Here is an 11,140-nt window from a genome sequence, read left to right as displayed (position 1 = left end):
TTCGCCTTGCTCCCCCTCCCCCGACCCCTCCCCGCCGGGGAGGGGAGATGAGTCACAATCACAGCACTATGGATAAGTGTATAGTCATGCTCTCCCCCACGCCCCTCCTCGCCACCTCGATCGGTCCGGTGCTGGAAACGCTCAGCATTGTCGGCACCTTCGTATTCGCCGCGTCCGGGGCGCTGGCGGCGGCGCGGTTGCGGCAGACATTGGTGACCTTCGCCTTCTTCGCGCTGGTGACGGGGGTGGGCGGCGGCACGTTGCGGGATTTGCTGATCGGCGCGCCGGTGTTTTGGGTGGTGGATGCCGCGCCTGCCATCACCTGCATGTGCGCGGCGGTGATCGTCTGGTGTACGCCGCGCCGCTTCTGGAGCGAGCGGGCGCTCGATTGGCTCGACGCGATCGGGCTGGCGGCGTTCGCGGTGTTCGGCGCGGCCAAGGCGATGAGTTTTGGCGTGCCGCCCTTTGTCGCCGGTATGATGGGCGTGGTGACGGGCTGCGTCGGCGGGATCATGCGCGATCTGCTGGCGGGCGAGCCGTCGATCCTGCTGCGGCCCGAACTTTATGTGACGGCGGCGGCGGTGGCGGCGGGGCTGTTCGTGGGGTTGCGACTGGCGGGGCTGGACGTGCCGGTGGCGGGGGTGATCGCGGCGCTGCTGGGGTTCGTGCTGCGGGCCGTGGCGATTTGGCGTGGGCTGGGGTTGCCAGTGTATCGGCATGAGGAGGGGTGAAATACCCTCTCCCTTGAGGGAGAGGGTTGCGCAGACTTGGCAGCTTGCTGCCTAGTCGAAGCTGGGAGAGGGTGTGCTGACCTGACTGTGGCGCGCCATATTGGCGTCGAACCCCCTCTTCCAACTTCGCCTAACCTCACTGCGTTCGGTAAGGCTGCGTATCCTTCTCCCCACCGGGGAGAAGGGGTTAGCGCCACAGCCCCGCGATCAGCGCCATCACGCCGCGTTCATCCGCTGCGCTGCGCATCTTGGGTGCTCCATAGCTGCGGCATTCCAGGCAGTCGGCGCGGATGCCTGCGCCGGTGACGAGCGCCTTGACGTCGGTGACTGCCTGCATCGCCCAGCCGCGCTGGACCATCGCCTGGCGCGCCAGCATGTCGCGGGGCGCGCCCGCATCGTCGGTGTCGCGCTGCGCCATCGCCTCGATCCATTCGGCCCATTTGTCGGGGGCTTTTTCGATGCTGTAGGCGCGGGCGGTTTTGGGGTCGATTTTGGCGCGACGGGCGGCTTCGGCGATGGCGTCCTCCAGCCCGCCGAAACGGTCAACGAGGCCGATTTGCCGCGCGGTGCCGCCGTCCCAGACGCGGCCCTGCGCGATGGTGTCGATCTGCGCCGGGGTCTTGCGGCGCGATTGGGCGACGAGGCCGACGAAGCGGCGGTAGATGTCCTCGACCCCCATTTGCATGATCGCGTCGAATTGCGGGGAGGTGCCGCCTGCAAGGTCAGGCTGGCCCGACAGGGGCGTGGTGGCGACGCCGTCGGTGGTGACGCCGATCTTGGCGAGTGTGCCTTCAAAGCTGGGGAGGATGCCGAACACGCCGATCGAGCCGGTGATGGTGTCCGGCTGCGCAAAGATCATGTCGGCGGGAGTGGAGACCCAATAGCCGCCGCTGGCCGCGACATTGCCCATGGAGACGATGACGGGCAGGCCATCCGCCTTGGCCGTCAAAATGGCGTTGCGGATCTTTTCTGACGCCATGACCGAGCCGCCCGGCGAATCGACGCGGACGACAAGCGCTTTCAAATCCTTTTCGTTGAGTGCGGTCAGCAGCAGGTCCGAAATCGTGTCGCCCGCCGCCGTGCCCGGACCGGCTTCACCATCGACGATATTGCCCGCGATCGTCAGCACGCCGATCTGGCCGTCATTGGCGGGCTTGCGGGCTTTCACATAGGCGGCGAGGTCGATTTTCGCGAAGCCGCCTGCCTTGGCATCGGACCCTTCGCCCGCAATTTCCGCGACGCGCGCGCCGAACGCGGTGGCGTCGCCAAGCTTGTCGATCAAGCCTGAGGAAAGAGCAGCCTGCGCCATATTGCCATTGGCGGCGGTGGCGGCGGCGACAGGGTCGGCGGCATAGGCGGCGATCTTCGCCTTCGGACGTGCTTTGGCGACGTCATCCTGCCAGTTCTGCCAAAGGACATCGGCCAGCGCCTGATTGGCCTGCTTGGCTTCGGGGGACTGGTCGGCGCGGATATAGGGTTCGACGAAGCTCTTATAGGTGCCGACGCGATAGACATGGGTGTTGACGCCAAGCTTGTCGATCAGCCCCTTATAATAGAGGCCGGACCCGCCCCGGCCCATGATCGCGACGCCGCCGAGCGGATCGCTCCACGCCTCGCTGGCATGGGCGGCCAGTTGATAGCTGTCGTCGGTATAGAGGGTGGCGTAGGCCAGCACGGGCTTTTTCGCGGCGCGCAGGGCGTCGAGCGCCTGGCCGACGCGGGCGATGGCGACCTGACCGCCGCCCATGAAGCCATCCAGGTTCAGCACGACCGCTTTGACCTTGCTGTCCGTCTTTGCCGCTTCCAGCGCGGTGACGATGTCGGACAGGCGATATTCCTTCATATCGGGGCCGGAGCCGGACAGGAGTGCGAAGGGATCGGTTTCGGCGGGTTGTTCGACGATGGTGCCGTCCAGGTCGAGCAGTAGCGCACCTGCGCTGATGCTGGCGGCGGGCTTGGGCGAGAAGGAGAGGGCGGCGTAGAGTGCGCCGAAGAATAGCAGCAGGAAGAGCAGGACCAGCCCGTCCTTGATCGCGACCAATATGCGCCACGCGCCCTTCACAAATGCCAAGTGGGTGTTCCTTCTGCCCGGTTCGCCATGGCTAGCCCATCGCCCTATCGACTGCAATGTGGGGGGCGGGCGCGCCGCTGCAACCTTGCGCCCGGCGTTTCGCGCGCTATGGGGGGGCATAGTTTTCCCAGACGCGCAGGAGACATGCCCGATGCCCACCCTCGTCCTCATCCGCCATGGCCAGTCGTCATGGAATCTGGAAAACCGCTTCACCGGCTGGTGGGACGTGGACGTGACCGAAAAGGGCGCGGGCGAAGCGCGGGCGGCGGGGCAGTTGATGAGGGCCAAGGGGCTGGATTTCGACCAATGCTATACTTCGCTCCAGACCCGCGCGATCAAGACGCTCAATCTGGCGCTGGAGGAAATGGGGCGGCTGTGGCTGCCGGTGGAGAAGGACTGGCGGCTGAACGAGCGCCATTATGGCGGGCTGACGGGCCTCGATAAGGCGGAGACGGCGGCCAAGCATGGCGACGCGCAGGTCAAGATCTGGCGCCGCAGCTTCGACATTCCACCGCCAGTGCTGGAAGCGGGCAGCGAGTTCGACCTGAGCAAGGATCGCCGCTATGCGGGGATCGCGATTCCATCGACCGAGAGCCTGAAGGATACGATCGCCCGCGTGCTGCCCTATTGGGACAGCCGCATCGCGCCGGATCTGAAGGCGGGCAAGCGGGTGCTGATCTCCGCCCATGGCAATTCGCTGCGCGCGCTGGTCAAGCATCTGTCGAACATTCCCGACGACGAGATCACCGAACTGGAAATCCCGACCGGCCAGCCGATCGTCTATGAACTGGCTGACGATCTGAGCGCGATCGAGCGTTATTATCTGTCGGAGCGGTGACAATAATATCCCCCTCCCTTTCAAGGGAGGGGTTAGGGGTGGGTGTGAGCGGCGCGAACCGCCGCTTCGCGCCGGACCCACCCCCGACCCCTCCCTTGGCAGGGAGGGGAGGAATAGCATTGCCCCCCGACGGGCTGGCCGCTAAGGGGCTTTGCTTTCCGGGCGGCACCGTGAAGGCCGCGCCATGAGGGGAAGCACGGGCATGAGCGGGGCAATCGAGGTCGGCATCATCATGGGGTCGCGGTCCGACTGGGACACGATGCGCCATGCCGCCGAGACGCTGGATGCGCTGGGCGTGGCCCATGAATGCAAGGTGGTGTCGGCGCACCGCACCCCGCAGCGGCTCTATGACTATGCCACCAGCGCGGTGGATCGCGGTCTGAAAGTCGTCATCGCGGGTGCTGGCGGCGCGGCCCATCTGCCGGGCATGTGCGCGTCGATGACGCGGCTGCCGGTGCTGGGCGTGCCGGTCGAATCGAAGGCGTTGAAGGGCATGGATTCGTTGCTGTCGATCGTCCAGATGCCCGGCGGCATTCCCGTGGCGACGCTGGCGATCGGCAAGCCCGGCGCGATCAATGCCGGGTTGCTGGCTGCCGCGATCCTGGCGACCAATGATCCCGCACTGGCCGAACGACTGGACGCCTGGCGCGCGAAGCAGACCGATGCGGTTGCCGAAACGGTCGAGGACTGATCGCGCCCATGACGACCATCGCGCCCGGTTCGACCATCGGCATAATTGGCGGCGGCCAGCTGGGCCGGATGATCGCCATTGCCGCCGCGCAACTGGGCTATTGCACCGCCATCTATGCGCCGGAGGAGAGTGGCCCCGCCGCCGACGTGTCGCCGCGCTGGACGCGGGGCAGCTATGACGACGTAGCGGCGCTGGCGGCCTTTGCCGATGGCGTCGATGTCGTCACTTACGAGTTTGAGAATATCGATCCCGCAGCGGTCGAGGTATTGGCCACGCACGGGCTGGTCCGCCCCGGTGCGCAGGCGTTGCGGGTGGCGCAGGACCGGCTGGCGGAAAAGCGGTTCGTTTGCGATCTGGGCGGGCTGACCGCGCCGTTCGCGCCGGTCGAGAATCTGGACGATCTGGAGGCGGGGATCGCACAGGTCGGCAGCCGCGCGATCCTGAAAACCAATCGCATGGGCTATGACGGCAAGGGGCAGGCGCGGCTCAACGAGCCGGGCGATGCGGTGGGGGCATGGAATGCGATCGGGCGGCAGAGCGCGATATTGGAAGGCTTCGTGACCTTTGCCGAGGAATTTTCGGTCATATTGGTGCGCGGCGCGGACGGGCAAGTGCGCTTCTGGGACAGTTCTGCCAATGTCCATGTCGACGGTATCCTCGACACGTCGATCGCGCCCGCCGGGCCGCTGATCGAGGGGCAGATGCCTGCTGCGCGCGCTTTGGCGCACAAGATTGCCGACGCGCTCGATTATGTCGGCGTACTGACCTGCGAATTTTTCGCCAGCGCCGACGGCCCGGTGTTCAACGAAATGGCCCCGCGCGTCCATAATAGCGGCCATGGCACGATCGAGGGTGCGTTGACGAGCCAGTTTGAAAATCATGTGCGCGCGATTTGCGGCCTGCCGCTGGGCGACACGGCGCTGGCCGCGCGCCGGGTGGAAATGCGCAACCTGATCGGCGATGATGCGCATGACTGGCTGGCGATCCTGTCCGATCCGGCCAACCATCTGCACCTGTACGGCAAGCATGAAGCGCGGCCGGGGCGCAAGATGGGGCATGTCACGCGGCTGGTGCTGTGACGGAGATCGTGCTGATCCTGGCCCGCGCCGATAATGGCGTGATCGGGCGGGATGGCGATCTGCCCTGGCGGCTGCCGGCGGACCTCAAGCGGTTCAAGGCGCTGACGCTGGGCCACCCGATGATCATGGGGCGCAAGACGTTCGACAGCCTGCCGGGCCTGCTGCCGGGGCGTCGCCATATCGTGCTGACGCGTGACCGGGCGTGGACGGGCGCGGGGGCGGAAGTGGCGCATGATGTCGCGGGCGCGCTGGCGCTGGCCGATGCGCCGAGCGTGATGGTGATTGGCGGGGCGGAAATCTATCGGCTGTTCCTGGGTGCGGCGCACCGGATCGAGCTGACGGAAGTGCATCTGGACGCGGTGGGGGACGCCAGCATTGCCTATCCTGATCCGGCTGACTGGCTTGAAACCGCGCGGGAAGATCATGTCGCGCTGGACGGACGACGCGCCTACAGCTTCGTGACATTGCAGCGCGATTACCGATCCCTCAAACACCGTTCGGGCTGAGCGAAGTCGAAGCCTTCCACTGAGCGAAGCGAAGGCTCCTCACTCCGTTCGGAGGAGCCCTTCGACTTCGCTCAGGGCGAACGGGGGGGAGTGGATATGCCGCATTGCCACGCCCCCCGCGCACCCCTATAGGCCGCGCCATGGAGCGGCTGACAAGCGGCGCCCCGGTCCCGGCGCATTTGCGCGGGGCCATCATGGCGCTGGGCAATTTTGACGGGTTTCACGCCGGGCATCAGGCCGTGGTTGGCCATGCGATAGACCGCGCCCGTGCCGCGGGGCGTCCGGTCATCGTCGCAACCTTTGACCCGCACCCGATGCGGCTGTTCCGGCCCGATACGCCCCATTTTCGCCTGACCACGCTGGACCAGCGGCAGGCTTTGTTCGCCGCTGCCGGGGCGGACGCGATGATGGTGTTTGCCTTTACGCCCGAACTGGCGGCGCTCGATCCACAGGCGTTCGTTCGCATGTTAACCGTCGATATGGGCGTGGCCGGGGTCGTGACGGGGCAGGACTTCACCTTTGGCAAGGGGCGGGCCGGATCGGTGGCGCTTTTGTCCGATCTGGGCGCGCCATGGGATATGTGGGCGCAGGCGGTGGCGCCCGTGACGGATGCGGACGGGGCGGTAATTTCATCCAGCCGCATCCGCGCGGCGTTGCAGGCGGGCGATTGCGCCACTGCGACCCGGCTGCTGACGCGGCCCTTCACGATCGAAGGCATGGTCCAGCATGGCGACAAATTGGGGCGGACGATCGGTTTCCCGACCGCCAATGTCGATATGGGCAGCTATTTGCGCCCGGCCTATGGCATTTATGCGGTGCGCGCGATTTTGCCCGACGGGCGGGTGCTGGACGGTGCGGCGAATCTGGGTATCCGCCCGACCTTCGACCCGCCCAAGGAGTTGCTGGAGCCGCATTTCTTCGACTTTGCCGAGAGCCTATATGGTCAGGTCATTGCGGTTCAACTGATCGCCTTCCTGCGACCGGAGGCGAAATATGACGGGCTGGACGCGCTGATCGCGCAGATCGCGCGCGACTGCACGCAAGCACGGCAAATCCTTGCGGGCCAAAACCTTGCGGGAACGCCTTACGTCGCCTAATGGCGGCTTGTTTTCTCACCCGTTCGGGCTGAGCGAAGTCGAAGCCTTCCACTGAGCGGAGCGAAGTGACCTCCCTATCGGTCGGTCGAGCCCTTCGACTTCGCTCAGGGCGAACGGTCATTAGCAGATACCGGACCCAATATGACCGACGCACCAGACTATAAGTCCACCGTTTTCCTGCCCGTCACCGACTTTCCGATGAAGGCCGGCCTGGCGCAAAAGGAACCCGCGATTGCGGCGAAGTGGGAGGCGATGGGTCTGTATGACCGGCTGCGCGAGCGCCGTAAGGGGCGTGAGCGCTTCATCCTGCATGACGGCCCGCCCTACGCCAATGGCGACATCCATATGGGCCATGCGATGAACAAGGTGCTCAAGGACATCATCGTCCGCAGCCAATCGCTGCTGGGCAAGGATGCGCCCTATGTACCGGGCTGGGACTGCCACGGCCTGCCGATCGAATGGAAGATCGAGGAGGAATATCGCAAGAAGAAGCTGAACAAGGACGAGGTGCCAGCGCAGGAATTCCGCGCCCAGTGCCGCGCCTATGCCGACCGCTGGGTGGGCGTGCAGAAGGAGCAGTTCAAGCGTCTGGGCGTGATGGGCGACTGGGCCGATCCCTATTTGACGATGAAGTTCGATGCCGAGGCGACGATTGTTGGTGAGCTGTTGAAGTTTGCGGAAAGCGGCCAGCTTTATCGCGGGGCCAAGCCGGTGATGTGGTCCCCGGTCGAAAAGACCGCGCTGGCCGAGGCCGAGGTTGAGTATGAGGATGTGACGTCGACGCAGATCGACGTGGCGTTTGAGATTGTCGAAGCGCCCAATGCGCCGGAGCTGGTTGGCGCTTATGCGGTGATCTGGACGACGACGCCCTGGACGATCCCGGTGAACCAGGCGATCGCGTTTGGGGAGGGGATTGAGTATAAGCTGGTTGAAGAGACGATGCTTCCGTTAAACGATGAATCGGCGCCGACGAAGACTGGTCGCCGTTTTCTCGTAGCTTCGGATTTGGTGCACGCTTTCGGTGAACGTAACGGCTGGTTTGCTCGCAATACCGACGAAGAAGACTTCGGATATATGTCGATATGGACCGGCAAAGGCATCGACCTCGTTGGAGCCATCGCTCGCCACCCCATGCACGAACTCGGCGGCTTTTTCGCCAAGCCCCGTCCTTTCCTCCCCGCCGACCATGTCACCACCGACGCGGGCACGGGCCTTGTTCATATGGCGCCCGACCATGGCGAGGAGGATTTCATTGCGTGCAAGGCGCTGGGGATCGACCCGGTGTTTGCGGTCAATGATGCGGGTTTTTATCGCGACGATTGGGAGTGGTTGCCGGGGCAGGGCAGCGTCATCAATACCAAGTTCAACGGGGCTGACGGCCCGATCTGCACCGACCTGCGCGCGGCTGGCGCGCTGCTGTCGGCCAGCGAGTTCAGGCATAGCTATCCCCATAGCTGGCGGTCGAAGGCGCGGATCATCTATCGCTGCACGCCGCAATGGTTCATCCCGATGGACAAGCCTAGCGGGCAGGTGGCGGACTATCCGCTGCCGCCGTTGGAGCCGGTCACCGGCGCGCTGGCTGCAATCCTGCCGACCAACGGCCCGACCCTGCGCGGCGTGGCGCTTGACGCCATCGCGAACACCCGCTGGGTGCCGGAACGGTCGCGCAACCGGATCAATGCGATGGTCAGCGATCGTCCCGACTGGGTGATCAGCCGCCAGCGGGCCTGGGGCGTGCCGATCGCGCTCTATGTGCATCGCAAGAGTGGGCAATATCTGGTTGATCCGGCAGTCAATGCCCGCATCATCGAAGCGTTCAAGGGCGCCGGGGCGGATGCCTGGTTCGGGGCGGATCATCAGGCGATGCTGGGGCCGGATTACGACCTCAACGACTATGAAGTCGTGACCGACATTCTCGACGTCTGGTTCGATTCAGGGTCGACCCACAGTTTCGTGGTGGAAGCGCGCTATGGCGAAGGCGTGCGCGCCGACCTGTATCTGGAAGGGTCGGACCAGCATCGCGGCTGGTTCCAGTCGTCATTGCTCGAATCCAGCGGCACGCGGGGTCGGGCGCCCTATGACGCGGTGCTGACCCATGGCTTCGCGCTCGACGGGACGGGGCGTAAAATGTCCAAGTCGCTTGGCAATGTGGTCGATCCGCTCAAGATCATGGGCGAAAGCGGCGCGGACATATTGCGCGTATGGGTCGCCAGCACCGACTATTTCGATGACGTGCGGATCGGCAAGGAAGTGCTGGCCGGGTCGTCCGATGCGTATCGCAAATTACGCAATACTTTCCGCTACATGCTGGGCGCTCTTGCCGATTATGATGAAGAGGCTGAGGCGGTATCCTATGCCGAAATGCCGGAGCTGGAGCGCTATATGCTCCACCGGCTGGCGGTGCTGGACGCGGAATTGCGGTCGGTCGTGGACAAGGCGGCGGGCAGCGACAATTGGCTGGAATTCAGCCGTTACACCCGTGCCTTGTTCGATTTCGCCAATAGCGACCTGTCCGCCTTCTTCTTCGACATTCGCAAGGACTGCCTCTATTGCGATGCGCCGACCGACCCCAAGCGCCGCGCCTATCGCACTTTGCTCGATACGTTGTTCCATGCGCTGGTCCGCTACGCCGCGCCGATCATCCCCTTCACCGCCGAGGAAGTGTGGCAAAGCCGCTTCCCAAGTGACGAGGAAAGCGTGCATTTTCTGGAATGGCCGGAGATTGACCGTCATTGGATCAACGCGGGTCTGGACGCGAAATGGACCGAGCTGCGGACCCAGCGCGAACAGGTGAACGAGGCGATCGAGCCATTGCGGCGCGAGAAGATCGTCCGATCCAGCCTGGAAGCCGATGTCACCATGGGCCAGGTGCTGGCGGTGGGCGACGTGGATTTCGCCGAAGTCGCGATCGTCGCGCGGGTGACCATGGGCGAGGGCGATGGCATCAGCGTCCAGCCCAGCGAATGGCATAAATGCGGGCGCTGCTGGCGGTTGCTGCCCGAAGTTGTCGAGGATGGTGCATTGTGCGACCGCTGCGATGATGTGGTGACGGGGTGAATCGGCATGGAACAGCGTTCTCCCGCGAAGGCGGGAGTCCAGTCCCGCCGTCTGAACTGGGTTCCCGCCTGCGCGGGAACACGCCTTTTACAGTCTCTAGGTTTGATCGATGACTAATCCCGTCAACCACCGCCCCATGGGCCTGACCGTCGCGATCGTGACGCTGGCGCTCGATCAGCTCATCAAATATGCCGTCACCTATCCGCTGGCGCTGAAAAGCCGGGCGGAGACGGGGATCGAGATACTGCCGATCTTCCGCCTGCGCTGGCTGGAAAATCGCGGTGTGTCGATGGGCTTTTTCCATGCCGATACCGACCTGATGCGCTGGGCGCTGGTGGGGATGACCATTTTGATCGCAGGCTTTGTCGGCGTGTGGATGTGGCGGGAAAAGGCGCGGCAGGATGTCGCGGCGCTGGGGCTGGTACTGGGCGGGGCGATCGGCAATATCGTCGACCGGATCAGGCTGGGCTATGTCGTTGATTATGCGGACCTGCACTTTGGCGCATGGCGACCCTTCCTGATTTTCAACCTGGCTGACGCAGCGATCACCATCGGCGTGCTGATCCTGCTTGCGCGGGCGTTGCTGCTGCGCGACAAGGGCGCAAATACGGAGACTTTGAAGTGAAGCTTAAACTGATCCTTGCCGCCGGTCTGCTCTCCACCCTGTCGGCCTGTGGCGGCGGTGGCGGCCTGTTCAACCGTGAGCGTCCCGATGAATTTGCGGTGTCGCGTCAGGCGCCTTTGGTGATCCCGCCCGATTTCGCGCTGGTCCCGCCAGCACCCGGCACGCCTTCGTCCAATGCGGTCGATTCGAGCAAGGCGGCGATGGAAGCGATGTTCGGCGGCCCGGCCCAGCGCAGCGCGACCGAAACGTCGACGCTGAACGCGGCGGGTCGCGCCAATGCGGCGGCGGGCATCCGTTCGACTGCTGGCGATCCGGGCACCGAAGTGGTCGACAAGGGCGCGACCACCCGCGACATCATCGCCGCGCCCGAAGGCGACGGGCAGGACGCACGGGCAGCGACGCCGCAGTAAGGGGTAAGGGGAGGGGCCGATTGGCCCCTTTTTGT

Annotated in this window: 10 protein-coding genes; 9 read left to right on the top strand and 1 reads right to left on the bottom strand. The window is 64.7% G+C overall.

What is annotated here, in order from left to right; all coding sequences use genetic code 11:
* The first annotated feature begins 86 nt into the window (after window positions 1–86).
* On the top strand, window positions 87–731 hold the full coding sequence (locus tag ACODSR_RS15300) for a trimeric intracellular cation channel family protein (protein WP_489077517.1): 645 nt from the start codon (window positions 87–89) through the stop codon (window positions 729–731).
* Between the two features lie 187 nt (window positions 732–918).
* Here ACODSR_RS15300 and sppA read toward each other — a convergent pair whose 3' ends face one another.
* The gene (gene sppA / locus ACODSR_RS15295; RefSeq protein ID WP_489077510.1) at window positions 919–2,802 is read right to left on the bottom strand and encodes a signal peptide peptidase SppA; all 1,884 of its coding nucleotides are present in this window, start codon (window positions 2,800–2,802) and stop codon (window positions 919–921) included.
* Window positions 2,803–2,953: 151 nt separating this feature from the next.
* On the opposite strand from sppA, the gene gpmA reads away from it, so the two are divergent.
* The 8 genes from gpmA to ACODSR_RS15255 all read left to right on the top strand — a co-directional run bounded on the left by gpmA (window position 2,954) and on the right by ACODSR_RS15255 (window position 11,105).
* Window positions 2,954–3,640: a 2,3-diphosphoglycerate-dependent phosphoglycerate mutase gene (gene gpmA / locus ACODSR_RS15290; RefSeq protein WP_489077509.1), complete on the top strand. Its 687-nt coding sequence runs from the start codon at window positions 2,954–2,956 to the stop codon at window positions 3,638–3,640.
* 202 nt (window positions 3,641–3,842) lie between these two features.
* Window positions 3,843–4,331: a 5-(carboxyamino)imidazole ribonucleotide mutase gene (purE, locus tag ACODSR_RS15285; protein WP_489077508.1), complete on the top strand. Its 489-nt coding sequence runs from the start codon at window positions 3,843–3,845 to the stop codon at window positions 4,329–4,331.
* Window positions 4,332–4,339: 8 nt separating this feature from the next.
* The gene (locus tag ACODSR_RS15280) at window positions 4,340–5,410 is read left to right on the top strand and encodes a 5-(carboxyamino)imidazole ribonucleotide synthase (protein ID WP_489077507.1); all 1,071 of its coding nucleotides are present in this window, start codon (window positions 4,340–4,342) and stop codon (window positions 5,408–5,410) included.
* Complete coding sequence (locus ACODSR_RS15275) at window positions 5,407–5,916, top strand: dihydrofolate reductase (protein WP_489077506.1); 510 nt, start codon at window positions 5,407–5,409, stop codon at window positions 5,914–5,916. The genes ACODSR_RS15280 and ACODSR_RS15275 overlap by 4 nt, the downstream gene beginning before the upstream one ends.
* A gap of 140 nt (window positions 5,917–6,056) precedes the next feature.
* On the top strand, window positions 6,057–7,013 hold the full coding sequence (locus tag ACODSR_RS15270) for a bifunctional riboflavin kinase/FAD synthetase (protein ID WP_489077505.1): 957 nt from the start codon (window positions 6,057–6,059) through the stop codon (window positions 7,011–7,013).
* Window positions 7,014–7,154: 141 nt separating this feature from the next.
* Window positions 7,155–10,070 carry an isoleucine--tRNA ligase gene (gene ileS, locus ACODSR_RS15265; protein ID WP_489077504.1) on the top strand — a complete coding sequence of 972 codons (2,916 nt, stop codon included), beginning with the start codon at window positions 7,155–7,157 and terminating at the stop codon, window positions 10,068–10,070.
* 109 nt (window positions 10,071–10,179) lie between these two features.
* Window positions 10,180–10,695, top strand: coding sequence for a signal peptidase II (gene lspA / locus ACODSR_RS15260; protein ID WP_489077503.1), 516 nt, complete (start codon window positions 10,180–10,182; stop codon window positions 10,693–10,695).
* Window positions 10,692–11,105 (top strand): DUF3035 domain-containing protein, encoded by a 414-nt coding sequence (locus ACODSR_RS15255; protein WP_294132216.1) that lies wholly within the window; start codon window positions 10,692–10,694, stop codon window positions 11,103–11,105. Before lspA ends, ACODSR_RS15255 begins: the two co-directional genes overlap by 4 nt.
* The last annotated feature ends 35 nt before the right edge of the window (window positions 11,106–11,140 follow it).

This window comes from Sphingobium sp. FG125 (assembly GCF_057809795.1).
The sequence above is the reverse complement of the archived record's forward strand: the minus strand, read 5'-3'. Positions and strand labels throughout refer to the sequence as shown.

What these genes read in the sequence shown, in the direction of transcription:
- ACODSR_RS15300 (WP_489077517.1), top strand. Translation starts at nt 87, where the DNA reads ATGCTCTCCCCCACGCCCCTCCTCGCCACCTCGATCGGTCCGGTGCTG.
- gpmA (WP_489077509.1), top strand. Translation starts at nt 2,954, where the DNA reads ATGCCCACCCTCGTCCTCATCCGCCATGGCCAGTCGTCATGGAATCTG.
- purE (WP_489077508.1), top strand. Translation starts at nt 3,843, where the DNA reads ATGAGCGGGGCAATCGAGGTCGGCATCATCATGGGGTCGCGGTCCGAC.
- ACODSR_RS15280 (WP_489077507.1), top strand. Translation starts at nt 4,340, where the DNA reads ATGACGACCATCGCGCCCGGTTCGACCATCGGCATAATTGGCGGCGGC.
- ACODSR_RS15270 (WP_489077505.1), top strand. Translation starts at nt 6,057, where the DNA reads ATGGAGCGGCTGACAAGCGGCGCCCCGGTCCCGGCGCATTTGCGCGGG.
- ileS (WP_489077504.1), top strand. Translation starts at nt 7,155, where the DNA reads ATGACCGACGCACCAGACTATAAGTCCACCGTTTTCCTGCCCGTCACC.
- lspA (WP_489077503.1), top strand. Translation starts at nt 10,180, where the DNA reads ATGACTAATCCCGTCAACCACCGCCCCATGGGCCTGACCGTCGCGATC.